This window comes from Acetomicrobium thermoterrenum DSM 13490 (assembly GCF_900107215.1).
GTDB lineage: Bacteria > Synergistota > Synergistia > Synergistales > Acetomicrobiaceae > Acetomicrobium > Acetomicrobium thermoterrenum.
Map to the genome: position 1 here is coordinate 154,545 of NZ_FNPD01000001.1, position 22,008 is coordinate 176,552.

The 22,008-nt window shown below is 52.3% G+C and carries 28 protein-coding genes; 18 read left to right on the top strand and 10 right to left on the bottom strand.

Features of this window, described 5'->3' with window-relative positions; genetic code table 11:
- The 3 genes from pfkA to BLU12_RS00825 are packed head-to-tail and all read left to right on the top strand — an operon-like array spanning nucleotide 1 to nucleotide 2,392.
- On the top strand, nucleotides 1–966 hold the full coding sequence (pfkA, locus tag BLU12_RS00815) for a 6-phosphofructokinase (RefSeq protein WP_091459870.1): 966 nt from the start codon (nucleotides 1–3) through the stop codon (nucleotides 964–966).
- Between the two features lie 23 nt (nucleotides 967–989).
- Complete coding sequence (locus BLU12_RS00820; protein WP_234945348.1) at nucleotides 990–1,901, top strand: DUF4392 domain-containing protein; 912 nt, start codon at nucleotides 990–992, stop codon at nucleotides 1,899–1,901.
- Between the two features lie 5 nt (nucleotides 1,902–1,906).
- Complete coding sequence (locus BLU12_RS00825) at nucleotides 1,907–2,392, top strand: hypothetical protein (protein WP_091459873.1); 486 nt, start codon at nucleotides 1,907–1,909, stop codon at nucleotides 2,390–2,392.
- Here BLU12_RS00825 and BLU12_RS00830 read toward each other — a convergent pair.
- On the bottom strand, nucleotides 2,389–2,658 hold the full coding sequence (locus tag BLU12_RS00830; RefSeq protein ID WP_091459875.1) for a ubiquitin-like small modifier protein 1: 270 nt from the start codon (nucleotides 2,656–2,658) through the stop codon (nucleotides 2,389–2,391). The two genes, BLU12_RS00825 and BLU12_RS00830, sit on opposite strands and share 4 nt — an antisense overlap.
- A gap of 2 nt (nucleotides 2,659–2,660) precedes the next feature.
- Nucleotides 2,661–2,891, bottom strand: a complete 231-nt coding sequence (locus BLU12_RS00835; protein WP_327020372.1) for a DUF3343 domain-containing protein — start codon at nucleotides 2,889–2,891, stop codon at nucleotides 2,661–2,663.
- Nucleotides 2,892–3,021: 130 nt separating this feature from the next.
- Here BLU12_RS00835 and BLU12_RS00840 point away from each other — a divergent pair, with 130 nt between their 5' ends.
- The 6 genes from BLU12_RS00840 to BLU12_RS09920 all read left to right on the top strand — a co-directional run bounded on the left by BLU12_RS00840 (nucleotide 3,022) and on the right by BLU12_RS09920 (nucleotide 7,486).
- Nucleotides 3,022–3,480, top strand: a complete 459-nt coding sequence (locus BLU12_RS00840; RefSeq protein WP_009202520.1) for an OmpH family outer membrane protein — start codon at nucleotides 3,022–3,024, stop codon at nucleotides 3,478–3,480.
- 175 nt (nucleotides 3,481–3,655) lie between these two features.
- Nucleotides 3,656–4,870 (top strand): IS21 family transposase, encoded by a 1,215-nt coding sequence (gene istA / locus BLU12_RS00845; protein ID WP_091459878.1) that lies wholly within the window; start codon nucleotides 3,656–3,658, stop codon nucleotides 4,868–4,870.
- A 12-nt stretch (nucleotides 4,871–4,882) separates the two neighbouring features.
- The gene (istB, locus tag BLU12_RS00850; RefSeq protein ID WP_091459880.1) at nucleotides 4,883–5,653 is read left to right on the top strand and encodes an IS21-like element helper ATPase IstB; all 771 of its coding nucleotides are present in this window, start codon (nucleotides 4,883–4,885) and stop codon (nucleotides 5,651–5,653) included.
- 139 nt (nucleotides 5,654–5,792) lie between these two features.
- Nucleotides 5,793–6,668 carry an HAD-IIB family hydrolase gene (locus tag BLU12_RS00855; protein ID WP_234945349.1) on the top strand — a complete coding sequence of 292 codons (876 nt, stop codon included), beginning with the start codon at nucleotides 5,793–5,795 and terminating at the stop codon, nucleotides 6,666–6,668.
- Nucleotides 6,661–7,158: an adenosine-specific kinase gene (locus tag BLU12_RS00860; protein WP_057940841.1), complete on the top strand. Its 498-nt coding sequence runs from the start codon at nucleotides 6,661–6,663 to the stop codon at nucleotides 7,156–7,158. Before BLU12_RS00855 ends, BLU12_RS00860 begins: the two co-directional genes overlap by 8 nt.
- Nucleotides 7,159–7,321: 163 nt before the next feature.
- Nucleotides 7,322–7,486 (top strand): hypothetical protein, encoded by a 165-nt coding sequence (locus BLU12_RS09920; RefSeq protein ID WP_159428493.1) that lies wholly within the window; start codon nucleotides 7,322–7,324, stop codon nucleotides 7,484–7,486.
- A 25-nt stretch (nucleotides 7,487–7,511) separates the two neighbouring features.
- Here the strand turns inward: BLU12_RS09920 and hisIE are convergent, their stop codons facing one another.
- The 7 genes from hisIE to BLU12_RS00895 are packed head-to-tail and all read right to left on the bottom strand — an operon-like array spanning nucleotide 7,512 to nucleotide 12,628.
- A complete protein-coding gene (gene hisIE, locus BLU12_RS00865) occupies nucleotides 7,512–8,138 on the bottom strand; it encodes a bifunctional phosphoribosyl-AMP cyclohydrolase/phosphoribosyl-ATP diphosphatase HisIE (protein WP_091459881.1) in 627 nt (208 codons plus the stop codon).
- Between the two features lie 4 nt (nucleotides 8,139–8,142).
- Nucleotides 8,143–8,904: an imidazole glycerol phosphate synthase subunit HisF gene (gene hisF / locus BLU12_RS00870; RefSeq protein ID WP_091459883.1), complete on the bottom strand. Its 762-nt coding sequence runs from the start codon at nucleotides 8,902–8,904 to the stop codon at nucleotides 8,143–8,145.
- Nucleotides 8,897–9,604 (bottom strand): 1-(5-phosphoribosyl)-5-[(5-phosphoribosylamino)methylideneamino]imidazole-4-carboxamide isomerase, encoded by a 708-nt coding sequence (locus tag BLU12_RS00875; RefSeq protein ID WP_091459884.1) that lies wholly within the window; start codon nucleotides 9,602–9,604, stop codon nucleotides 8,897–8,899. The genes hisF and BLU12_RS00875 overlap by 8 nt, the downstream gene beginning before the upstream one ends.
- Nucleotides 9,601–10,224, bottom strand: coding sequence for an imidazole glycerol phosphate synthase subunit HisH (gene hisH / locus BLU12_RS00880; protein WP_091459886.1), 624 nt, complete (start codon nucleotides 10,222–10,224; stop codon nucleotides 9,601–9,603). Before hisH ends, BLU12_RS00875 begins: the two co-directional genes overlap by 4 nt.
- A complete protein-coding gene (locus tag BLU12_RS00885) occupies nucleotides 10,221–10,787 on the bottom strand; it encodes an imidazoleglycerol-phosphate dehydratase (protein WP_091459887.1) in 567 nt (188 codons plus the stop codon). Before BLU12_RS00885 ends, hisH begins: the two co-directional genes overlap by 4 nt.
- Nucleotides 10,780–11,427 carry an ATP phosphoribosyltransferase gene (gene hisG / locus BLU12_RS00890; protein ID WP_091459889.1) on the bottom strand — a complete coding sequence of 216 codons (648 nt, stop codon included), beginning with the start codon at nucleotides 11,425–11,427 and terminating at the stop codon, nucleotides 10,780–10,782. The genes BLU12_RS00885 and hisG overlap by 8 nt, the downstream gene beginning before the upstream one ends.
- The gene (locus tag BLU12_RS00895; protein ID WP_091459891.1) at nucleotides 11,420–12,628 is read right to left on the bottom strand and encodes an ATP phosphoribosyltransferase regulatory subunit; all 1,209 of its coding nucleotides are present in this window, start codon (nucleotides 12,626–12,628) and stop codon (nucleotides 11,420–11,422) included. The genes hisG and BLU12_RS00895 overlap by 8 nt, the downstream gene beginning before the upstream one ends.
- 185 nt (nucleotides 12,629–12,813) lie before the next feature.
- On the opposite strand from BLU12_RS00895, the gene radA reads away from it, so the two are divergent.
- From radA to holA, 5 genes are all read left to right on the top strand, one after another.
- On the top strand, nucleotides 12,814–14,148 hold the full coding sequence (gene radA, locus BLU12_RS00900) for a DNA repair protein RadA (protein WP_091459893.1): 1,335 nt from the start codon (nucleotides 12,814–12,816) through the stop codon (nucleotides 14,146–14,148).
- A complete protein-coding gene (locus BLU12_RS00905) occupies nucleotides 14,145–15,449 on the top strand; it encodes an NfeD family protein (protein ID WP_091459895.1) in 1,305 nt (434 codons plus the stop codon). The genes radA and BLU12_RS00905 overlap by 4 nt, the downstream gene beginning before the upstream one ends.
- 1 nt (nucleotide 15,450) lies before the next feature.
- On the top strand, nucleotides 15,451–16,239 hold the full coding sequence (locus BLU12_RS00910) for a slipin family protein (RefSeq protein ID WP_091459896.1): 789 nt from the start codon (nucleotides 15,451–15,453) through the stop codon (nucleotides 16,237–16,239).
- Between the two features lie 84 nt (nucleotides 16,240–16,323).
- On the top strand, nucleotides 16,324–18,795 hold the full coding sequence (gene leuS / locus BLU12_RS00915) for a leucine--tRNA ligase (protein WP_091459899.1): 2,472 nt from the start codon (nucleotides 16,324–16,326) through the stop codon (nucleotides 18,793–18,795).
- Nucleotides 18,795–19,718: a DNA polymerase III subunit delta gene (holA, locus tag BLU12_RS00920; protein WP_091459900.1), complete on the top strand. Its 924-nt coding sequence runs from the start codon at nucleotides 18,795–18,797 to the stop codon at nucleotides 19,716–19,718. The genes leuS and holA overlap by 1 nt, the downstream gene beginning before the upstream one ends.
- Here holA and rpsT read toward each other — a convergent pair.
- Nucleotides 19,715–20,017, bottom strand: a complete 303-nt coding sequence (gene rpsT / locus BLU12_RS00925) for a 30S ribosomal protein S20 (protein WP_091459902.1) — start codon at nucleotides 20,015–20,017, stop codon at nucleotides 19,715–19,717. The genes holA and rpsT overlap by 4 nt on opposite strands.
- Nucleotides 20,018–20,168: 151 nt before the next feature.
- Between rpsT and BLU12_RS00930 the strand changes: the two genes are divergently transcribed.
- The 4 genes from BLU12_RS00930 (at nucleotide 20,169) to yidD (ending at nucleotide 22,007) form a co-directional block, all read left to right on the top strand.
- Nucleotides 20,169–21,101: a DUF445 domain-containing protein gene (locus BLU12_RS00930; RefSeq protein WP_057940851.1), complete on the top strand. Its 933-nt coding sequence runs from the start codon at nucleotides 20,169–20,171 to the stop codon at nucleotides 21,099–21,101.
- 105 nt (nucleotides 21,102–21,206) lie between these two features.
- Nucleotides 21,207–21,344, top strand: a complete 138-nt coding sequence (gene rpmH / locus BLU12_RS00935; RefSeq protein ID WP_040348117.1) for a 50S ribosomal protein L34 — start codon at nucleotides 21,207–21,209, stop codon at nucleotides 21,342–21,344.
- A gap of 2 nt (nucleotides 21,345–21,346) precedes the next feature.
- On the top strand, nucleotides 21,347–21,751 hold the full coding sequence (gene rnpA / locus BLU12_RS00940) for a ribonuclease P protein component (protein WP_091459904.1): 405 nt from the start codon (nucleotides 21,347–21,349) through the stop codon (nucleotides 21,749–21,751).
- A complete protein-coding gene (gene yidD, locus BLU12_RS00945) occupies nucleotides 21,744–22,007 on the top strand; it encodes a membrane protein insertion efficiency factor YidD (protein WP_057940852.1) in 264 nt (87 codons plus the stop codon). Before rnpA ends, yidD begins: the two co-directional genes overlap by 8 nt.
- Nucleotide 22,008 lies beyond the last annotated feature (1 nt).

Consider the following 22,008-nt stretch of genomic DNA (forward strand, 5'->3'; position numbering starts at 1 on the left):
ATGGAGCTTAAACGCATAGGAATTCTCACCAGCGGCGGCGACGCTCCGGGCATGAACGCCGCCATAAGGGCGGCGACGAGGTGCGCGATTTACGAGGGACTTGAGGTCATAGGCATCAGGCGAGGTTTTGAGGGCTTGCTTGAAGGCGACGTCGTTCCCCTTACTAGCCGCTCCGTCGGGGGCATCATTCACAGGGGAGGCACCATCCTTCGCACCGCCCGAAGCGAGCGGTTTCAAAAGCCTGAGGGGCAGGTGGAGGCCTTAGACCGCTTAAAGGAGCTGGACCTTGACGGGCTTATCCTGATAGGCGGCGAAGGCACGTTTAAGGGTGCCTGGGCCCTTTATAAAAAAGGGTTTCCCGTCGTGGGCATTCCCGGGACCATAGACAACGACGTAGCCGGCACCGACGTGACAATTGGCTTTGATACGGCAGTAAACACCGCTTTAGACGCCGTCAGAAAGCTCAGAGACACGGCCTCAAGCCACGACAGGCTTTTTATAGTTGAGGTCATGGGCAGAAATTCCGGGTTCCTGGCTTCCATGGTGGCTCTCGCCTCGGGTGCCGAATACGTCCTCGTGCCGGAGATACCCTCTGACATTGAAAGGCTTTGCGATAAGCTTTACAACGCCAGGCGCCAGGGCAAGACCCATTCTTTGATCATCGTTGCCGAAGGCGTCATGAGCGCCCAGGATCTGGCTTTGAGGCTCAAGGATACGGCAGGCTACGAAGCGCGCGTTACCGTCTTGGGTCACATCCAGCGCGGCGGAAGTCCCACGGCCTTCGACGCCGTTTTGGCCTCGCGCATGGGAGCCTGCGCCGTAGAGGCTCTCATGGAAGGCAAAAGCGGTGTCATGACGGCTGTGCAAAAAGACGAGATGGCGACGCCTCCTCTGTCGGTGGCCTGGGAGGAAAAAAAGCCCTTGAGCGCCGACCTTCTTTCCCTCATGGACATGCTTTCGATATGATGGGCAGAAGGCTTGTTTTCGACATGTTTGGCTCAAAATTCGATTTAAAAAGACACCTGATCCTCGGCGAAGAAACTCTAAAAGAAGTAATGTCGTTGGTTTCTTCGGGCTTTACGGGAAGGGAGCTTTCCCGTTTTTCGAAGACAGAGGATTTTCTTAAAGCTTTGAAGTTGTTGCTTTCTTCGGAAAGGCCTTTGATAATCACGGGTTTTTTCGTCGCAGAGGCAGGGGCTGCCGAGACGGACGGTCCTATGGGGGCGGCCGTTTTGGGCAGGGCCCTGAAAGCGTTGGGAAAGAGGGCCTTGATAGCTACGGACTGGCGCTGTCGGGGCGTGACGGAGGCTGCCTCTTTTGCCCTGAAAGGTCCCAAGGTCTTTATCGCTTCAAAACCAAAGCATATCTTAAAGTTTAACCCCGACCTTTTGATCTTTATCGAAAGGCCCGGCAGGGCAAGGGACGGCCGCTACTACAATATGAGGGGCATCGACATAACCGACGTGACCGATCCCTTGGACGACGCCCTGTCCTTGGCGGAGGATTTTTTCCTCAAAGTGAGGTCTTTAGGTATAGGCGATGGGGGAAACGAGGCGGGAATGGGAAATTTCCTTCAAAAGCTCGCCCTTTCGGCGCCGGAATTTGGCAGGTGTTTGTCCGTAGTTAAAAGCGACGGGGCGATAGCCTGCGACGTCTCGAACTGGGGATGTTACGGGCTGGTCGCTTTACTTTCCTGTCTTTTAAAAAAAGACTTGCTTCACGACGAGGGAGAGGAGCTTCACATGATGCTTGCCATGTTAGACGCAGAAGCTCGAGACGGAAAGACCCTTGAACGAAGCCCCTTCGTCGACGGCCTGCCCTTATCTTTATCCCAGAAGGTGGTTTCCCGTCTCAGGGAGTTGATCCAAAGATATATCGCAGAAGGTCGAAGAGGAGGCTAACCGGAGTGAGATCTTTTTGTGGAGGCCCCCTTTGGCCCTTTGGTCCCAGGTGTGGGAGGTGGATCACCTTAATACTTGGTTTTTTGGCAATAGCTTTTGTCGTCCTTTGGGCAATTTTCTTTTACAGGTTCGTTTTAGGAGGAAAATATGAGATGTATCACATGTGGGGGGCGGCGCCTTTTATGTTTTTTCCAGGTATGATTGTGATGGCTTTGGTGCTGGTGTTGGTGGGTTTGGGGCTTTGGTGGCTCATGTCGTCTCTTTTTTGGAACAAGTACTTTCCCACGCAAAGTCCCCCAAGCCCGCCAAGAAGAGACGAAGGAAACGAAAAAACGCCCTTTGGCTACGACGATAGGGCTCCTTTGGCCGACAAAGAAGAGCTCGAAAGGCGCTTGGATGTTTTGGAAAGGGCTTTGCTCGACGGTCGCATCTCGGAAGATACCTATCGCGAGCTCAAAAGAAAGTACGAAGAAAGGCTAAAAGGTTATTAGCCGCCGGCTACGGGCGGGAAGACGTCTATGACGCTGTCTTTCCCGAGCGGGGTGTCGAAGCCCTGCAGGTGGGCTATGTGGGTTCCGTTTACGAGGACCATCGCTCCCTGCACGAGACCGTCGCCTTTAAGCACCAGCCTTTCGAAATCCCTGCCGTAGGTTTTTGCAAGGTCCTTGAGAAGTTCGCCCACGGTTTCGTATCCTTCGATCTTTTTTTCCCTGCTTCCCGTAACATCACGAAGGGTGGCGTAAAATTTGACTATCATCTTCAATCCTCCAGTCGGTGAAAGGCTTCGACTTCGATGTCTTTCGAAAGGCAAAGCTTTTTTATTTCATCTTCGGCCCGGCAGGGATATCTGCAGGCAAGTCCGCAGCTTGCCGAGAGTTTCCTCGGGACGGGAACAATTCGCACGTCGTAGCCTGCATTTTTACACTCCCTTTCGAACATCAGGGCCATATGGGTCACGTAGAAGGTAGCTATGCAGGACAAAGTCTCCACCCCTTGACTTAAGATGTCTTATCATAGGTAATTATACCTGGACTTAACTTTGCAGTCGAAGTACAATTTCCTTATTGCAAAATTGCAAAATCGACGGAGAAGTCGAGACTGTTGTTATGGGCTTATTTTTATGCGTTCATATCTAGGAGGGTGGTTTGTAGTGGTTCGCAAATATTTGTCTGTGATCATGTTGGCATTAGTGTGTGTCGTCGCAGTGACGGGGGCGGCCGTGGCGGCTGAGAAGATCGCCATTATCGATCCCCAGAAGGTGCTGTTCAATCATCCGAAATTTCAGGATACGCAAAAGCAGATCCAAGCCATGATGGACAAGAAACAGCAGGAGACGAAGATGGCCATGGAAACCGTCAAGGCCGAGGAAGAGCAGAGAAGGATCTTCATGCAGAAAAGACAGGAGGCCGCCATCGAGGAACAGAAGATGATGGAGGGCTTGTTCAAGGATATAGACATGGCCATCCGCGTAGTGGCCCAGGCGAAGGGCTTTACATTAGTGCTGGATAAAAACCAGGTCTTCTTCGGAGGCGTTGACATCACCAACGACGTGATTCTGGAGCTTAACAAGAAAAAGTAGCTTTTTCGATCGATGCAATCAAGCAAGGTCAATTAGGCTAAAAGGGAAAGCGAAAACGCACTGCGGGTTTTCTGTCACCACCGGCATATAATTGACCCAGGATCAACGGGTTGAAAATGACCCACTCCCTAGCTAATAATCCCTCTTGAGATAGCTTCAGATCGGAGGGAAATAAATGCTAAGGAGTGAGTCGATAATCATGCTACATGAGTTAAGGGCAAAAGACAAGGGTATTCGAGCGATAGCTCGAGAAACGGGCCGTTCGAGGAATACTGTGAGAAAGTACTTAAAGGCTGGTGGGATCCCAGAGAGGAAGCCGCATCGCAGGCGCAGTTCTAAGCTCGACCAATATAAGAAAACTGTAGGAGAGCTAATGGATCAAGGCGTATTCAACTGCGAAGTCATCTACGAAAGGATAAAGGCAGAAGGATATGCCGGCGGACGCACGATATTGCGGGATTACGTAAGGGATTTTAGGCCACCCAGGCAAACGCCTGCCGTGCGCCGATACGAGACGAAACCTGGAGAGCAAGCACAAGCAGACTGGGGGGAATATACGTACATCGACGAAGTAAGCGGCGAGGTGAGAAAGCTGTACCTTTTCGTGATGGTCTTGGGATACTCGAGGGCCATATACACGGAATTTGCCAACCGCTGCAATGCCAATGCCTTTAACCGCTGTCTTATTCATGCCTTTGAATACTTCGGCGGTGTTACAGACGTACTGCTTACAGACAGGATGAAGACCGTGATCTTAGGCATAGGAGATGACAGAAAGCCTATATGGAATGCAAACTTTTCTGACCTGGCGGCAACGTTAGGGTTTACTCCAAAGGTATGTAGGCCCTATCGTCCCCAGACAAAGGGTAAAGTTGAACGAGGCATCGAGTTCGTGAAGGGGAACTTCTTAGCAGGTAGGCGCTTTTCGGACTACGGCGACTTGAACCGGCAGGCTCTAAGCTGGTGTGATGAAAAAAACAGACGAATACATGGAACTTTGGGCGAAAGGCCCATCGACAGGTTGAAGGAAGAAAACCTAAGGCCTCTTCCTACTTTCAATAAATACCACAGGTTCTTGACGGAGGTGAGGAAGGTCCAAAGAGATGCACTCGTAAGTTACGACGGAGTGAGGTATGGCGTTCCATGGCAGTATAGCGGACACGAGGTCATGGTAAGAGAATTAAGCGGCACGATAGAGATCCTTTGCGACGAGAAAGTAATAGCTTCACATCAAAAGCGCTACACCTCAAGGAGCACGTGCTACCTTGAAGGCCAGTATCAGGGGATAAAGGAAGCAGAAGGACGCCTCTATCCCAAACCTAGGGCGACGAAGCTTGCGTCTTTGGAAGTCCAAAGGCGATCGCTTGTAGTTTACGACGTCCTATCCTGAGGTGAATACGAAATGATAGAGCTTGAAATGACAAAAACTAACTTGGAAAGCTTAGGATTGACTGCCGCTGCCAAATACCTTGACGCCTTCTTGGAGAGGGCACAAGGCGAAAACTACACCTATCTATCGTTCTTAAATGAGCTGCTCGAGGCGGAGGTAGCGGAGCGACAGAGGAGAAACATAGAGGTGCGCTCTAAGTTATCTAGACTGCCGCATAAGAAGACCTTGCAGGAATTCGACTTTAATTTCCAGCCAGGTGTAGACGAAAAACTCGTCAAGGAGCTTGCCACCATGGCCTTCGCCTACAGAGCTGAAAACGTGGTGCTTTTAGGCCCTCCCGGCGTAGGCAAAACGCACCTCGCTGTCGGCCTTTCAATGGAAGCGCTCTCTCGTGGTATCTCGGTGTACTTCACCACCCTTATGAGGATGGTAGAAGACCTAAAAAGGGCATACGAAAATCAATCTTTAATGAGGCGGATGAAGGTATATTCATCTCCAAAGCTGCTCGTGATAGATGAAGTGGGATACTTGCCTTTGGATAGCCTTGGTTCAAGCTTGTTTTTCCAGCTTATAAGCGCACGTTACGAAAGGGGGAGCATAATACTGACCAGCAACAAGGGATTCGGTGAATGGGGAGAGCTGCTGGGCGATCCGGTACTAGCGACAGCAGTGTTGGACAGGCTATTACATCATGCCCATATCATTAACATCAGGGGAAACAGTTACCGTCTGAAGGACAGAGCGAAGACGGGGCTGTATAAAAACCCCCAAGCCAATGTTTAGTTGAAGGCCGGGGTGGGTCATTTTTAAACCGGCACAGATGGGTCAAATTAAAGCCGGCGTTGACATTTCGCTTTCCCTTTGTAGTTTAAGGGTTTTATAAAGCGCGGTTCTGGTCTAAAATAAGACGGCAGGAATAGGCATGAGAGCGAAAAAGGATGATGACATGAAAAAGGACCTTTTGTTGACGGATAGATGGGTGGTCGTCGATCTCGACGGCACGATAATCAGAAACGATAAAGTCCCAACCAAGGTGGCAAGGGCGGCAAAAGTTCTTCAGGATGCAGGGTGGAGCCTGATCGTTGCCACAGGCAGGATACTGGCCGGAGCGCTACCTCACGTAAAGGCCCTGAAGACGGCCTGTCCTGCCATCGTTTACGACGGTGCGCGGGTCATGGACCCAAAGACGGGGAAAGTCTACTTCGAAAAAAAGATACCAAGACAGATCGCCGCAGAGGTGATCGGCCTGGGGTTTGATTTGCCCTTGGAAATTCAGGTCTACGGCGACGAGTCGGTGATTTGTCGGCCCAGCGACCTTTTGACCATAACTTATTTCAAATCCCTCGACGTGGAGTTGAAGCCCTTTCTCGTCTCCTCGCGCCTGGATGAAGAGGTCTTCAGGGTGATATTTTTCGGCAAGCCCCTTCTGGTTTCAAAGCTGAAGTCCCTGCTGGAAGAGAGGCTAAAGGAAGCGGCAAACCTCACCCTGGCCGGAGACGACTTTTTAGACGTCCTTCCCGCAGGGGTCTCCAAAGGGGCGGCACTGGAAGCTTTAAAGGAAATATCGGGCAAAAGAGACGCTTTCATCGTGGGCGTGGGAGATCACATGAACGACCTTGAGATGCTTAGGATGTCGGACTTTAGGGCGGCGCCGGCGGACGCCCTTTCGGAAATTCGCGAGATGGCCGACGTGATAATACCCCCTTCGTCGAAATGCGGCTTTTGCGAGCTCTGTGAACTGCTTTTAAGCGAGGGTTTCGAAGAAAATTTAAGCAGGAGGTGCAATGCAAATGTCTGAACCGGTCAAATGGGAAGTAGTCGATATGGAAATGCCCGATGATTGTAACATAATAGTTGGTCACAGTCATTTCATAAAGACCGTCGAAGACCTTTACGAGGCTTTGGCGACGGCTTCACCGACTCTTGAGTTTGGGATAGCCTTTTGCGAGGCCTCGGGGCCCTGCTTGATCAGGTGGGACGGCAACGCCAAGGATCTCACCGATGCTGCGATAAGGAACGCCCAAAAGATATCGGCGGGTCACACCTTCGTAATACTCCTTCGTAAGGGATATCCCATCAACGTGTTAAACAGGATCAAGGACGTCCAGGAGGTCTGTCGAATATACGCAGCGACGGCAAACCCTCTTCAACTGTTGGTGTTTGAGACCGACATGGGGCGTGGCGTGGCGGGCGTCGTAGACGGCTACCCCTCCAAGGGCGTGGAAGAGGAATCCCACATCGCAGAAAGAAAGGCCCTCTTGAGGGATATAATTGGCTACAAAAGATAATGCCCCATGTAGACGGAGGAGCGCAAAAAGGGGCAAGCTCCCCCTTTGTACCAATTTTGTTTTCTTGGAAGGCATGAAGTAGGTTGAAGCCCTTGGGAGGGCGGGGCCTGTTGTGTTGTCGGCCTTCGGCGAAGATCTTGCCCTTTAAAAGGATGGCGAGGTGTTGCCCTATGCTTTCGCCCTGGGCTCGCAGGTATTTCTTTCCGATGCGGCGACCCACAGGCCCAGGGAGCGAAAGGTGGCCATCCTGAAACTTCAAGAGGGGAAATTTGTCCTGGACGAGGAGCTTAGTATCCCTTCACGCCTGAAGCTTGAGCCGGTCTTTTAGGCCTTTTTCGGGCGACGATGCAGCGTCATATATCCTTTTTCCCGTGACGCGACTCCAACTCCTCCCAAATCTCCTCAAGGGAAACGCCGGAAGAGATCAGTCCCACGAAAAGGTGATAGAGGAGGTCCGATGCCTCGTATATGATTTGTTCCCTATCGTTTTGCGTCAAAGCGATGGCAACTTCTACTCCCTCCTCCCCGATCTTTTGAGCTATCCTGGGTCGGCCCTGGGCGATCAGTCTGGCTGTGTAGCTTTCCTCGGGAGGGGCGACCTTTCGCTTGAGAAGGTACCTCCACAGCCTACCAGGGAAGGTCACGTCTCCTTTCAGTCCCTTTAAGAGTGTGTTGAAAAAGCAGCTTCTTTGGCCCGTATGGCAGGCAGGGCCGGCAGGATCTACCATGACAAGCAGCGCATCTCCGTCGCAGTCGAGCCTGACTTCCCGCACCTTCATTATGTTTCCGCTACTTTCCCCTTTGTGCCACAATTCGCCCCTCGAGCGGCTGAAAAGGTAAAGCTCTCTTTTTTTGAGCGTAAGCTCCAAAGCTTTTTCATCGGCGTAGGCGAGCATAAGGACTTCTCCTGTTGTGCTGTCCTGCACTATGACGGGGATGAGGCCTCTTTCGTCGAAATTTACGGTTGTCCCTTCCTTCATCGTCTTACCACGTCCTTCTCACGGGAAAGCCGGCTTCCGCCAGCGCGTCTTTTGCCTCTGCGATGTTGTAGACACATAAGTGAAAGACTGATGCCGCCAGCACCGCATCGGCTCCCGCCTTCAGGGCTTCGACGAAATGTTGCAGCTTTCCGGCGCCTCCTGAGGCGATGATGGGAACGCTTACGGCATTTCTTGCAGCCTCTATGAGCTTGAGGTCGTAACCTGAGTCGGTGCCGTCCCTGTCGATAGAGGTAAGCAGCACCTCTCCCGCCCCCAGGCTGCATCCTTCTTCGATCCACTCGATTGCGTCCCTGCCGGTTGGTACGATTCCCCCTCCGGCGTAGGCCTCCCACCTGCCTTCGCCTGTCATCTTGGCGTCGACGGCCAAAACGACGGCCTGGCTTCCGAGGAGGAGGGCGCATTCCCTTATCAAATTAGGGTCTTCAAGGGCTCTGGTATTAAGCGATATCTTATCGGCGCCCAGGGATATTATCTCCTTTGCCGTTTTGACGGAATCAATCCCGCCGCCGACTGTGAAGGGGATAAATATCCTGTCTGCTACCGCGCGCACCCACTCCATTTGGGTGGTCCTCCTCTCGCTTGAAGCGGAGATGTCGAGAAATACGAGCTCGTCGGCCCCTTCTTCCATGTATTTTTCGGCCAAACTTGCCGGTTCGTCCAGCTGCCTCAGATTTTGAAAGCGAACGCCTTTGACGACGCAGCCGCCCTTGACGTCAAGGCAGGGTATAACTCTTTTTTTAAGCATCTTCTACCTCCTCGAGCACTTTTTTAAGGTCAAGGCTGCCGTCGTAAAGGGCTTTCCCTATGACGGCTCCAAAAAGGCCTAGTTTTTTGAGGGCTTTAACGTCTTCGATGGAGCCTATTCCGCCCGCCGCAATGATCTTCATGTCCGAATTTTTGACCAAAGCATCATAAAGGGCCAAGTCGGGTCCCCTCTTAGTGCCGTCTCTTTCCGTTGCAGTCGCCAAGATGGTTTCAAAGCCCATTTCGCTCAAATTCTTTACGGTTTCAAGGGGATTTAAGGGGACAGTCTTAAGCCAACCCGCCAGGGCGACCTTTCCCTGTTTTACGTCCAGGGCAGGGATTATTCTGGGCGCAAGGTTACATAACTTTTCCGCGTCTTTCGTCCATATGAGGCTTCCCACCATAGCCTTGTCGGCGCCCATTTCAAGCGCCTTTTGCACCTCTTGGGGACTTCTTAGCCCTCCGCCGAAATGAATGACTTGGAAGATCTCCTTTAGCTTGGGAAGGAGACCGATGTTTTTTGGGCTTCCCTCCTTTGCTCCTTCGAGGTCTACGACGTGGATTTCCCTTGCCCCCATTTCCTTTAAAACTCTTGCCACCTGGAGGGGGTCGCCGCTTATGGTCCAGGAGCGGTCGAAATCGCCCTGATAAAGCCTTACGACCTTTCCTTCATATAAGTCTATGGCAGGATATATCTTCATTTCCCTTTGCCTCCCCTTAGCGAAAGGATGGCCGACTTAAAAAGAGCCAGGCCGAGTTTGCCGCTTCTTTCGGGATGAAACTGAAAGCCCATGATCAAGCCCCATTTCACCGCGGAGACGAAGCTTTTTTCACCGAGCTTGGTGGTGGCGATACAGGCTTGCGACTCGAGTAGACAGTAGCCGTGGACGAAGTAGACGTCGGCGCCCTCGAAGGGCTTGGCGTCAAATTCGGCTGCCCTGTCTTTGCGCCAGCGAAGTTCGTTCCAGCCGATATGGGGCCAGGGCTTTGCCTCAAGCCTCACGACCTCACCCGGAATGAAGCCCAGCCCTGGAGTGTAGCCCTCCTCAAAACTTCCCTTGCAGAGCATCTGCATGCCAAGGCAAATACCGAGGATGGCCCCTCCGCCATCGCGATATTCCTTTAAAAAATCCGTCCACCCAGCCTCCTTCAGGTGGTGGTAGGCAGCGGGAAATGATCCGACGCCGGGAAGGATCAAAAGGGAGAGGGGCTTTCTTTCGTCCTTTGGTTTCTTCAAGACCTCTGCCGGCATTTTTAGGGCTGCAAGGGCCCTCATGACATTTCCTATGTTTCCGGCTCCGTAATCAATTACGCCGATCAAATGATCGCCCCCTTAGTGCTCGAAGGTCTTTCAGAAGACTTCAGCGCCTGCTTCAAAGCCCTTCCCACGGCCTTGAAGGTCGCCTCGGCAAGATGGTGGGAGTTGTCTACGCTTAAAGCCTGAAGGTGCAGCGTAAGGGCAGCCTCTCTGCTGAAGGCACGCCAGAACTCCGGTATGAGTTCCGTATCGAAGTTGCCGCATTTGGGAGAGGGAAAACATCCCTTCCAGGAGAGACTTCCCCTTCCGCTAGCGTCGACTGCCGCCAAAACTAGCGTTTCGTCCATGGGGACGGCTGCCCAGCCGTACCTTTCGATCTGCCTTGAAGTCCACAATTCCTTCAAAGCCCTTCCCAATGTAATCGCCACGTCCTCCACGGTGTGGTGGTCGTCTACGTGGGTGTCTCCCCTTGCTTCTATCCTGCCGTACACACCTGCGTTGAAAAGCAGAAGTTCAAGCATATGGCCTAGGAAGCCGACGGGCACGTCTATTTCGATTCCCTCGCCTTCGAGGGCTAAAGAGACCCTTACTGTAGTTTCCTCGGTCTGGCGAAAAGCTTCATACATCTTTCATCCTCCCGACAATATTTTTTATGCTTTCCGTTATGTTCAGGCACTCCCTCCAGTAGGAGGAGCTGCCGTGTTTTCTTGCTACGAGCTTCAAGGAAACGGGGCATACCTCCTCTAAGATGGTCAAATCGTTAGCCTCGAGGGTGGTTCCCGTCTGGGTTATATCGACTATGCAGTCGGCGATGTTAAGCTGTGGAGCAAGCTCCACGGAGCCGTGAAGTTTTATTATATCGACCTGAACCCCCTTGGAGGCGAAGTGCCTTTCCGCTATGTTGGGATATTTCGTGGCCACGCGAAGCCACATGAGTTCCTTTTCGTTTCCGTCGAACCTGGCCTTCAGGCTTCTTGGTCCGGCAACGACCATCCTGCATCGCCCTAAGCCGGTATCGACGAGCTCGAGGAGGTCCGCCGAGACTTCCATCAGCACGTCGCTTCCCGCCAGTGCGAGGTCTGTGGTGCCGTAGTAAACGTAAAGGGGAACGTCCATTGGCTTAGCCAGGAAGAAGCGGAAGTTCTCCTCATCTATGGCGAGCTCCCTCGAGGCGCTTTCGAGGTTTTTGGTCGGTATTTCAGCGCGCTTTAAAACCTCGATGGCCTCCTTTTGAATCCTGCCAGTAGGTATGGCAATCTTAATCATCGTTTTCCCCTCCCAGAAAATCGTCCAAAAATGTCTCGTCTCCCGAAGACAGCTCTATAATGTTTCCCCTGTTTAAGTCCAAAAGGAGGTCGTATCCTTTGATCCTGGCGAGCTCCCTAATATCGGGATCCTTTTCCCGCCACAGAATTTCGACGCTGTAACCGAGTAAGATGAGCTCTTCGGCGCACTTGAGGACGTAGGAGGGTGCATTTTTCTGTGCCCACAGCAGTATCTTCTGAGCTTTGCCTCTCTTTTTGTTCACGCTCAAGGCAAGCCTCTCAAGGTCGAGGGCGAAGCCCACTGCCTGTCCTAGCATGCCGCAGGCTTCGAGCAGGCGATCGTACCTCCCCCCTCCTCCCACGGATACGCCCGTCTCCTCGAAGTAAACGTCGAAGATGGGGCCGCTGTAATAGTCGAGTTCCCTTACGAGAGAGAGGTCCACGACGATGGAATTTTCGTGGCCAAGCTTTGCAAGCTCGGAGTAGATTAACTTTAAGGGCCTTATGGCCTCTTCCATTTCGTCGAGAAGCTCCGATGCTCTGTACAGCACCTCGGCGTTGCCCTTGAGCCAGGGAAGCTCCTCAAAAAAGGTCGAAAGTGGAGAGGGAGGAAGGTTTTTTGCCGCCTCCGCGTATTCGTCGAGACTTCCCCTTTCCAAGCAGTCCAAAAGGACTTTGCCGTGGGGCGATGGCAAGCTCTTAATGGCCCTTTGTATAAGGGAAACGTCACCGAGGGTGAGGGCGATCTTGGGGCAGTTGAGCCCGTTTAAGAAGGAAAGGAGGAGAGAGATGAGCTCCACGTCGGCACCTTCTCCCTCCCATCCTATGAGCTCGGCACCCATCTGCAGCTTCTCGACGTTTTTGTCAGGAGATTTGGGCCTCCTGTATATCCGTTCTGTGTAGCAGAGTCTAAGGGGCCGTTCGTGGGGTTCGAAGTGGGAAGCGCAGTAATCCACCACGCCCAACGTCACGTCCGTTCTTACGGCGCAGGGTTCTCCGAAGAAGGAGTTAGTCACCAAAAAACGGTTGTGCAAGTTGGGGCTTATCTTGTCCGTTATGGATTCAAGCAGCTGCAGTCCCGAGGGCCAAAAGGGCCGGTAGCCGTAAGGGACAAAGGCCTCCATGAAATCCCTTCGCAGCTCTTCAACGCTCAGCGCTACGTCGCCGCCGATATTTTTGCAACCCCGCGGTGTCAATTTCATCGATACCCCACCTTTGTAAGATAATATTTTAGCATGATATTAATACGAGGAATTGCCTGTCGGCAATGATATCACGGGTTACGACATATGTAAAGAGGGATCTGTGGGTATGTAATCGACTTTGTTGCGATCATCTGCTATTATTTAACATAATAGCAGATAGGAAATAGGACGGGAGGATTGGAATGGCTAAAGTCTCCAAGATCAAAAGATACAGATGTGCCGATTGCGGCGCCATAAGCCTTACCTGGACCGGAAGATGCCAGACCTGCGGCGCCTGGGGCACGCTTTACGAGGAAAAAGAAAGCGCGAGCGGTTCTCCTAAATCGCAGGCAAGAAAGCTTCTCTTGAGCGAGGTCGGGGAGGTGAGGCGATTTTCTTCAAAGATCACAGAGCTGGACAGAGTGCTTGGTGGAGGATGGGTGGAAGGCGCCGTGGTACTTTTGAGCGGAGAGCCCGGCGTGGGCAAGTCGACCCTGCTTCTTCAAAGCGCTATAGCAATGGCAGAGGAGGGCAAAAAAGTTCTCTATGTATCGGGGGAGGAATCTGCATCTCAGGTTGCCTCGAGGGCCAAGAGGCTGAAAGCTAAAGACGGCTTGCTGTTTCTGCTTTGCACTGACGATATCGACGAGGCCCTGAACGCTGCGGAAGACGTGGAGTTTCTCTTCGTCGACAGCGTTCAGACGATGAGGGATAAGAACGAAAGCGGCTGGCCCGGCAGCCCCCTGCAGGTGAGGCTGACGGCCCAAAGGTGCATAGAGCTTGCCAAAAGTAGGGCAATTCCCTGCGTCCTGGTTGGGCATATAACCAAAAGCGGCCAGATAGCCGGACCGAAGCTTCTTGAGCACATGGTTGACGTCGTCATGTTTTTCGAAGGCGACAGGTCTTCCCGCTACAGGATGCTTTCGGCGGAAAAGAACAGATTTGCCAACGCCGACGAGGTGGGAATATTCGAGATGACCGAGAGGGGGCTGGTTCCAGTTTTCGACCCAGGCAGGATGTTTTGGAACGAAACTTCCCTTAAGGAGGCGGGCGTCGCCATGGGAGTGGTGCTCGAAGGATCGAGGCCGCTTGTCGCCGAATTTCAGGCCCTGACTTCCTCTACCCCCTTCATGTATCCTCGTCGAACATCCAGGGGAATAGACTTGAATAAATTGCATCTTCTTCTGGCGGTGCTGGAAAAGAGGGCAGGCCTTATTTCGAAAAACTGCGACGTTTACGTGAATGTCGTGGGAGGACTTACGACGAAAGATCCGGGAGCAGATTTGGCCATCTGCATGTCGATCGCATCGACTTTGCTGGATCATCCCCTGCCGAAGGAATGTTGTTTTGTCGGTGAAGTGGGTTTGGCTGGGGAGGTGAGGCCCGTTGCCCGAACGGCTTTGAGGATCAAGGAAGCGGAAAGAATGGGTTTTGAAAAAATCGCTGTAAGTCGGTATGAAAAGTGCGAAAGAAGCGGTAAGATAAGGCAAATAGAGTTTGAGAGCCTGAAAGAGGCGGTGAGGATGATGTTTCCGTGAAGCGCTTGATATGGGTTTTTTCGATTCTTCTTCTTTTGACGGCAGGTTCGGGTTGGGCAGGGGAAAAAAGCAACGTAGTTATGGTGGTGCCCCTGGAGGGAACGGTGGGTACGGTCATGGAGACCTACATGATCGACGTGCTCCAAAAGGCCGAGGAAGAGGCCTATATGGTGGTGTTTGAGTTGGATACGCCCGGGGGCCTGGTCTCCTCCATGACGGAGATCACAAAGCAGATTACCCAGGCTCGGGTTCCCGTGGTCATGTGGGTCTATCCTAGCGGCGCCAGGGCCGCCTCGGCGGGGGCTTTTCTGGTCATGGCCTCCCACATCGCGGCGATGGCTCCAGGCACGCGCATAGGAGCGGCTCACCCGGTGCTCGCCTCCGGCGGTGACGTTGACGAGACTATGGGAGAAAAGATAACGAACGACCTGGCGGCGCAGATGCGCTCTTTGGCGAGTACGAAGGGAAGAAATACACGGGTTGCCGAACGAATGGTGACGGAAAGCCTCTCTTTGACGGCTGAGGAGGCACTGGAAGAAGGCGTCATTGATTATATCGCCTCCGATGTTGAAAGTCTTCTGGCGGCCGTCGACGGACGTGCTGTGCAGCTTGCCGACGGGGAAACGATCCTGGATTTATCGGACTACGAGATCCTTCGCGAGGAGATGCCGACCCGTCTGAAAATACTGGAATTCATCTCAAGACCCGACATTGCCTATCTGCTTTTGGTCTTGGGGATTTATGCCATCATATTCGAGGTCCTGTCGCCGGGTGGTTTCGTGATGGGAACGGCTGGAGCCGTAATGGTGCTCCTTGGAGCCTACGGCCTGAGGATGTTGCCCCTGAACTACGCCGGAATCATCTTGCTCGTAGCCGGGATCGTGGTAATGGTAGTCGACCTTTTGGTCGGAGGCATAGGAATTTTAAGCGCCTTCGGGGCTTTGTCCCTCATCGTGGGAAGCCTCATAATATACAGGGCGCCGGGGGGTGAGCTGTTGAGGTTTTCTATGACCTTTTTGGCTGGTGCCATAGTCGTGTTGTCAGCCTTTTTCGCAGTAGCTGCCTGGGCAGTTATGAGGGCCATGAAGCGAAGAATCGTCTCAGGCCGGGAGGAGTTGGTCGGAATGACCGGCAAGGTGGTGCAGGACTTGAACCCCGAGGGCACGATATTTTGCCACGGGGAATATTGGAAAGCCAAAAGCTTCGACGGCAGTTCTATCGCAAAGGACGAGTGGGTGGAGGTTGAGTCGGTGGACGGTTTCGTCCTCATAGTAAGAAAGAGCGATGCAGGGAGGAATTAGTATGTTAAATGCTTTGTTAGAGGGGGTATTCAGCTTGGGAGCTTATTTGGGAGCGATAATCATAGTTATCTTAATTTTAGCTTCGGCCATCAAGATAATTCCCGAATATCAGCGAGGCGTCGTCTTTAGGCTGGGAAGGGTAATGGATCCGAAGGGGCCGGGCATCATAGTCATAATTCCCATAGTCGATAAAATGGTGAGGGTTGACCTTCGGGTCTTTACCCTGGATGTGCCGGTGCAGGAGGTATTGACCAAAGACAACGTCCCCATTAAGGTGAACGCCGTCGTTTATTTTCGCGTAATCGATCCTATCAGGTCCGTGGTTGCCGTAGAAAACCACGTCATGGCCACGAGTCTTCTGTCTCAGACTACCTTGAGGTCGGTCGTGGGCAGGTCGGAGCTCGACGAAGTACTTTCCGAGAGGGAGAGGATTAACGTAGAGCTCCAGCAGATCATCGATGAGAGGACTGATCCCTGGGGCATCAAAATTTCGGCCGTCGAGGTAAAGGAACTCGAATTGCCCGAGAACATGAAGCGCGCACTGGCAAGGCAAGCGGAGGCGGAAAGGGAACGGAGAGCCAAGATAATAAACGCCGAAGGCGAATACCAGGCGGCGGCGAGGTTGTCCGAGGCTGCCAGTTTGATGGAGGTCTCTCCCATTACTCTGCAATTGCGCTACCTGCAGACATTGAAGGAGATGTCAAGCGAGAGAAACGCGACGATAATAGTCCCCTTCCCCGTGGAGTTATTGAAGGCCTTTATGGCCGTCACGAAGAGGGACGAAGAGTAGTAGGGCATGATACGGGGTATCCTTCAAATTTGCAAGTTGATGTATAATTGGGCTCAAGTTTCCCGTTAGAGGAGGTCGAAGATTATGCCCTACGATTTTGCTGCCATCGAAGCTAAATGGCAAAAGCGGTGGGAAAAAGAAGGAACTTTTTACGTAAATCCCGATGATAAACGGCCGAAATTCTACTGCCTGGAGATGTTCCCCTACCCGAGCGGGGCCTTGCACATGGGGCATTTGAGAAATTACTCCATAGGCGATCTCATGGCCAGGTTTTTGACGATGAGGGGCTTAAACGTCCTTCATCCCATGGGATTTGATGCCTTTGGCCTTCCCGCTGAAAATGCTGCCATAAAATACGGCGTTCATCCCTACGAATGGACTTGGAACAACATAGAGAGGATGACCGCTCAATTGAAGAGCATGGGGTGCAGCTACGACTGGAGAAGGCGTATAGCCACCTGTCATCCCGACTATTATCGTTGGAACCAGTGGTTTTTTCTTAAGTTCTACGAAAAAGGTTTGGCCTACAAGGCGGAAGCGCCCATAAACTGGTGCCCCAGCTGCAAGACGGTCTTGGCCAACGAACAGGTCATAGAGGGAGGACATTGCTGGAGGTGCGGCAGCGAGGTAACGAAGAGAAAGCTCAAACAGTGGTTCCTTTCGATAACTAAATATGCACAGGAGTTGCTCGACAGCCTGGAGGACCTCCCCGGCTGGCCCGAGAAGGTCAAGATAATGCAAAGGAACTGGATAGGACGCTCCGAAGGCGTAAAGCTCAAATTCGATGTCCCCGAGCTCGAGGAGACTTTGGAGACCTTCACCACAAGGATCGATACGATTTTTGGAGTAACCTATATCGCTCTCTCCCCCGAACATCCTCTTGTACCCAAGATCCTTTCTTCGTGTGCCGACAGAAAGAGACTCGAGTCCTTCGTTGAAGCTTTTGCGGCGACAAATGCCGGATCTCGAATGCAGGATACGGAAAAGGAAGGAGTCTTCACAGGCTTTTACGCCGTAAATCCCGCCAACGGAAAGGTCGTCCCCATATGGTTGGCCAATTACGTGCTGATGGAATATGGCACGGGCGCCGTCATGGGCGTTCCCGCCCATGATCAAAGGGACTTTGAATTCGCGAAGAAATACGACATAGACATAATACCCGTCGTAAAACCCGAGAAAGGAGAGCTTGGAGAGCTTGTCCGTGCCTTTGAAGAAGACGGAGTGGCCTGTAATTCCGGTCAGTTCGATGGCCTGCCCACGTCTGAAGCTCTGAAGGCCATGTCCGACTGGGCCGAAAGGGAGGGCTTCGGGAGGAGGGAGGTTCAATACAGGCTTCGGGACTGGCTGGTGTCGCGTCAGCGTTACTGGGGCACGCCCATTCCCATCGTCTATTGCGACCATTGTGGCATCGTTCCCGTTCCCGAAGAAGACCTTCCCGTCATCCTTCCGACGGACGTTCGGATGCCCAAGGGCGGAAGCAGCCCCCTGCCAGCATTGGAGGAATGGGTCAACACTACATGTCCGAGGTGCGGCGGGCCGGCAAAGAGGGAGACTGACACTCTGGACACATTTTTCTGTTCCTCCTGGTATTTTCTGCGTTTTTGCTCTCCCTGGTGCGACAAAGCTCCCTTCGACGATGAAGTGCATTACTGGATGCCCGTGGACCAGTATATAGGGGGCATCGAACATGCCTGTCTCCATCTGATATATTCCCGCTTCTTCACTAAAGTTTTGGCAGATATGGGAATGATCCGTTTCAGGGAGCCCTTCGTAAACCTGCTAACCCAGGGTATGGTGATAAAAGACGGCGCCAAGATGTCCAAATCCAAGGGCAATGTCGTGGACCCCGACGACATCATTAAACGTTACGGAGCGGATACGGCGAGGCTTTTCATACTCTTTGCCTCTCCCCCCGACAAGGACCTGGAGTGGTCAGACCAGGGGGTGGAAGGGGTATACAGGTTTCTGTCCAGAGTTTGGCGTTACATGGAAGACAACATAGAAGACCTGAAAAAGGCCGACCCCGCCCGCTTGTCCATGGAATCCTTGCGGGAGGGAAAGAAGAGAAATCTAAAACGAAGGATACACAGGACTATAGAGCTTGTGACGAGGGACATAGAAGTGGAAAGGCAGTTTAATACGGCTGTAGCGAGGTTCATGGAGCTTTTCAACGAGATGTATTCCTACGAACCCAAAGATGGGGCCGACTGGTCTTTGCTTCGTGAGGCCGCCGAGGTTTTGGTGGTATGTCTTTCGCCCTTCGTTCCTCACTTCTGCGAAGAGCTTTGGGAGAGGCTGGGGCATGACAGTATGGTCTTAAAACAGCCTTGGCCTGAAGTCGATGCAAGCGCTTTGGTCGAAGACGAGGTTACTATTGTCGTTCAGATTAACGGGAAGGTAAGGGAAAGGATGACCCTTCCCGCGGGTTTATCCGAGGATGATCTCGTTAAGAAGGTGTTTGAAGACGACAAGGTGCGAAAAAGGATAGAGGGTTTGCAGGTTTTAAAGACCATCGTCGTTCCCGATAAACTGGTAAACCTGGTGGTGAAAGGTTAGTGCCCCATTTGGTAGCTATAGAGCTGACAGCGCCCCAGAGGCGCAATCGGGTCGAGGGTATTTTAAGGAAATTTGAGTCCGAAGGTTACGAGAAGGCCGGGAGACTCGAGGAGCCTGGAAGCTGGAGCGAGCTTTTTGCCCTAGCTTCAACGCAGGGGCTTTTCCGGGATAGACTCCTTTACATAATCGATGAAGCCGAGAAGTTGGGTCCCTTTCCCGATAGACTGGAGGCCTTGCTCGAGAAAGAGGGGGCAAGCAATGTTATTGTGTTGCTTTACAACGGCAAATGCAACGCCTTCCCAAAGTCGCTGAAGGAAAAGGTCAGAATCGTCACAGTAGGAAGAGAGCTGAAGAACAAAGGTGAGCGCTTGCGGTGGATGGAGGAGGTTGCCCAAAGAAAGGGGCTGAGCTTGACCGGGGAAGCCCTTTACCTTTTGGACGAGTGGATTGAGGACGTCGAAGAGATAGAAAGCGAGATCGAAAAGTTTTGCCTCGCGGAACAAAAGTCGGTGACTGCCGATATGGTCAGAGAGTTGTCGAAGGACGAGGGATCGCGGACTCTCATTCGGCTGCTCGATGGTGTGTGTTTGCGGGACGGAAAGACGGTTCTGTCTTCTTTGAAAAAATTGCAGGGAAAGGCGGAGTTTTTGGTCGTTGTCACCTCTTTATACAACAGACTGAGGTTGGCTTCGCTTTTCCTTTCCTTTGGAGGCAGAGGGCTGGATGCCGCAGGCGCCAGGTATTATCAGAGCAAGATGGCCAAGGAGGCGGCATGCCGATACCCCAAAGAAGCGATCTGGAATGCAAGCGTTTCGTTGGTATTGCTTTCGGCCGCCGAAAAGATGAGGAGAGGAAAGGGTTGGTTGGGCCTGGAGCTGGTCCTTTGCGACTTAATCCGGACCCAACCTCCTTCATCCTGTTAAACGGTCTCTTGAGAGGGGGATTCCGCCTCGGCGGTTTTCTTGAGGTTGACGATCAGCTTGGCAAGCCTCGCCTTGCGGCGGGCAGCCGTGTTTTTGTGGATCACGCCCTTGACGACGGCTTTATCTATTACGGATTGTGCCTCATCGAAAAGCCTGACAGCCGAATTCAAGTCATTCTCTTCTACGGCTTGCATGACCTTCTTCGTCATTGTCTTGGTTTTAGTCTTCCAGGCGCGATTGTAGATCCTGTTTCTCTCAGCGATTCGCATTCTTCTAAGTGCAGATTTCGTGCTGGGCATCTTTCGCAATTCACCTCCCTGTCGCTGGTATTTGCGCGATGCTCATTCTATCATGTTTTGCCCTTTAAAGGCAACATTTTGCCCTTGACAGGAAGACATCTTCCACGCATGTTCTTTCTATGGAGTTTTCACAGCTTAAGGAGGCATAAATATGGCTCAAATCGCCGATAGCGAAAGGGAAGCTAAAGCGTTGAACTTCATCAGGAACGGGACAGCTATCTTTTTCGTAATTCTTGCTTCCGCCGGGTTTTATCTGGCAGCGGCTGGGAATTCCTACGGAGAGCTTTTTGCAGCAATTGGCGTCTCGGGCGGGGTGGGTATATTTACGAACATATTGGCGGTGAAGATGCTTTTCCGCCCCATGTATATCCCGATAATCAAGGTTCCCGTCCCGGGAAGCGGCGTCATCGCCAAAAATCGTGAAAAGATTCTAAACACCTTTGCCAACGAGGTGAGAAACAGGCTCCTTACCCCCGACGCCCTGAAGCAGGCGGCGGAGGACGAGGCCTTTTTTCAATCCGTAAGTCCGGTCCTTCAGCGGGAGATAATGCGGCTTTACTTGAGGAGGGACAACCTGAGGGCCCTGTTGGGAGTGCTCGAAAAGCCCTTGACCGATTTTTTCGACAGCCCCGGTTTCGAACATATGGTCAGAGAGAGGCTGATCGAGGTTGAGAGATCTCATTTCGCCCTATCTCTTGCTTCTAAGGTAGGGTTGTTTCAAGTGGAAAACCTGACCAAATGGATAGTCTCGCTGGTTAAAGAAAGGTGGAGATATTTTTTACAAGGAGAAGAGGGGTTGAAGGAACTCCAAAAGCAGGTTGCGCTCATGCTTTCTAAAGCCTCCTGGGATGAGGGAGAGGCGATTAAAATCTTCAAGGAGGCCTTCGAACGGATAGTTCATAAGGTGTTGATGAAGATAGACTTGGGAGAGCTGGCCAAAAAATCCCTAGGGGAGGTCGAGGAGGGAGACGTGGAGGTCTACCTGGAAAAGCTGGCACAGAAGTACCTCTTCTGGATAGAGATGTGGGGAGGAATTGTGGGAGCTTTCATAGGTCTTTTTATGGGGATGTGGTTCGTTCTGTAATAAAGTGTTGCTAGCCGATCGCCCCATATGGTATAGTATCCTGGCTCATTTATTGGTTAAGGTTCGTCATAATTTTTTAAATGTCGAGATTGGAGGTGCTTATTCGTGCCTAAAAGGACATTTCAGCCGCACGTCAAACCTCGCAAGCGCAAAATGGGCTTCCTGGCTCGTTCCAGCTCGCCCAGTGGACAGCGCATTCTCAGAAACAGGAGGCGTAGAGGACGTCAAAGGTTGGCAGTTTAGCCATGTCCTACCGCTATCCCAGATCGGTTAGGTTGCGTCGCAGGGAGGAGTTTGACCTCCTCTTTCGAGAGGGCAAGAGAGCCCGCGGAGCATACGTGAGGATGTTGTACATAAAAGCTCCGGAAGGCGCTGGTACCCGCATTGGCGTTGCAGTGGGGAAAAAACAGGGAAAATCGTGTGTTCGAAATAGGGGGAGGCGCTTGCTCAAGGAAGCTGCAAGACGCCTCTTGCCTTGGTTGAAGGAGGACTATTGGATTGTCCTTCAGCTTTCGTCGGCGGGTTTGACAAAGGGTGCACGGGATATCTATTTCGATATGGCCGATTTGTGGAGACGAGAAGGCTTGATGCGGGCAGATTGGCCCGGTGCCGATTTTACCCCTTGGACGAAGGGTGAGGAGAATGAATAAAACAGGATATCTCCTGGAAAAGCCCTTTAAGCGTATGCTCATTCTGTCGATAAGGCTTTATCAGATTTTTCTTTCGCCCCTGCTTGGGCGCAATTGTCGGTTTTATCCCTCCTGTTCTCAATATGCTCTTGAGGCTATTGAGCAGTGGGGCGCAATTCGGGGAAGTTGGTTGACCGTTAAGAGATTATGTCGCTGTGGTCCCTGGCATCCGGGAGGATATGACCCGGTTCCCGGGACAGATCGAAAGACAGGGTAGG

Bases quoted from the DNA above. Each gene is read 5' to 3' on its own strand.
- BLU12_RS00840 (WP_009202520.1), top strand. From the start codon at position 3,022: ATGCGTTCATATCTAGGAGGGTGGTTTGTAGTGGTTCGCAAATATTTG.
- hisF (WP_091459883.1), bottom strand. From the start codon at position 8,904: ATGCTTAAAAAAAGAGTTATACCCTGCCTTGACGTCAAGGGCGGCTGC.
- hisIE (WP_091459881.1), bottom strand. From the start codon at position 8,138: ATGAAGGAAGGGACAACCGTAAATTTCGACGAAAGAGGCCTCATCCCC.
- radA (WP_091459893.1), top strand. From the start codon at position 12,814: ATGGCTAAAGTCTCCAAGATCAAAAGATACAGATGTGCCGATTGCGGC.
- istA (WP_091459878.1), top strand. From the start codon at position 3,656: ATGCTAAGGAGTGAGTCGATAATCATGCTACATGAGTTAAGGGCAAAA.
- hisG (WP_091459889.1), bottom strand. From the start codon at position 11,427: ATGATTAAGATTGCCATACCTACTGGCAGGATTCAAAAGGAGGCCATC.
- rpsT (WP_091459902.1), bottom strand. From the start codon at position 20,017: ATGCCCAGCACGAAATCTGCACTTAGAAGAATGCGAATCGCTGAGAGA.
- leuS (WP_091459899.1), top strand. From the start codon at position 16,324: ATGCCCTACGATTTTGCTGCCATCGAAGCTAAATGGCAAAAGCGGTGG.
- BLU12_RS00930 (WP_057940851.1), top strand. From the start codon at position 20,169: ATGGCTCAAATCGCCGATAGCGAAAGGGAAGCTAAAGCGTTGAACTTC.
- BLU12_RS00875 (WP_091459884.1), bottom strand. From the start codon at position 9,604: ATGAAGATATATCCTGCCATAGACTTATATGAAGGAAAGGTCGTAAGG.
- BLU12_RS00885 (WP_091459887.1), bottom strand. From the start codon at position 10,787: ATGTATGAAGCTTTTCGCCAGACCGAGGAAACTACAGTAAGGGTCTCT.
- pfkA (WP_091459870.1), top strand. From the start codon at position 1: ATGGAGCTTAAACGCATAGGAATTCTCACCAGCGGCGGCGACGCTCCG.
- BLU12_RS00830 (WP_091459875.1), bottom strand. From the start codon at position 2,658: ATGATAGTCAAATTTTACGCCACCCTTCGTGATGTTACGGGAAGCAGG.
- yidD (WP_057940852.1), top strand. From the start codon at position 21,744: ATGAATAAAACAGGATATCTCCTGGAAAAGCCCTTTAAGCGTATGCTC.
- BLU12_RS00910 (WP_091459896.1), top strand. From the start codon at position 15,451: ATGTTAAATGCTTTGTTAGAGGGGGTATTCAGCTTGGGAGCTTATTTG.
- BLU12_RS00860 (WP_057940841.1), top strand. From the start codon at position 6,661: ATGTCTGAACCGGTCAAATGGGAAGTAGTCGATATGGAAATGCCCGAT.
- istB (WP_091459880.1), top strand. From the start codon at position 4,883: ATGATAGAGCTTGAAATGACAAAAACTAACTTGGAAAGCTTAGGATTG.
- rnpA (WP_091459904.1), top strand. From the start codon at position 21,347: ATGTCCTACCGCTATCCCAGATCGGTTAGGTTGCGTCGCAGGGAGGAG.
- BLU12_RS00855 (WP_234945349.1), top strand. From the start codon at position 5,793: ATGAGAGCGAAAAAGGATGATGACATGAAAAAGGACCTTTTGTTGACG.
- BLU12_RS00820 (WP_234945348.1), top strand. From the start codon at position 990: ATGTTTGGCTCAAAATTCGATTTAAAAAGACACCTGATCCTCGGCGAA.
- BLU12_RS00895 (WP_091459891.1), bottom strand. From the start codon at position 12,628: ATGAAATTGACACCGCGGGGTTGCAAAAATATCGGCGGCGACGTAGCG.